The following is a 263-nucleotide window of genomic DNA, read 5'->3' as shown; positions in this document are numbered from 1 at the left end:
CGCGAAGCAGGAATAGAATTCCTCAAGCGCCCTTACCAACCACGATTGCAACTCGGGCCAGCTGCTTCGGTCTGAAATGTCCGCCGCGTCGATGTCTGTCGAGATCTTACAGGCTTGCTTGCTGGGCAGCGGGTCCCAGTTCAGCGGCAGCGCTATTGCTGCATCAATCTCATCTTGCATGATGAGCAGCTGTTCAAACTGTGTTTGAGCGTCAGGGTTCTGGATATAGAGCGCTGCACCAACCCTGTTGTTTTGTGTGCTGA

At 54.0% G+C, this 263-nt stretch carries 1 protein-coding gene; it reads right to left on the bottom strand.

Annotation, left to right across the window (positions count from 1 at the left end; all coding sequences use genetic code 11):
• Window positions 1-263 (bottom strand): DUF4268 domain-containing protein (locus tag R0K30_RS22360; protein ID WP_410613086.1); only part of this gene is annotated, 263 nt, incomplete at both ends.

It is taken from the genome of Bacillus sp. SIMBA_154 (assembly GCF_046536015.1).
Classification (GTDB): Bacteria; Bacillota; Bacilli; order Bacillales; family Bacillaceae; genus Bacillus; species Bacillus pumilus_P.
The sequence above is the reverse complement of the archived record's forward strand: the minus strand, read 5'-3'. Positions and strand labels throughout refer to the sequence as shown.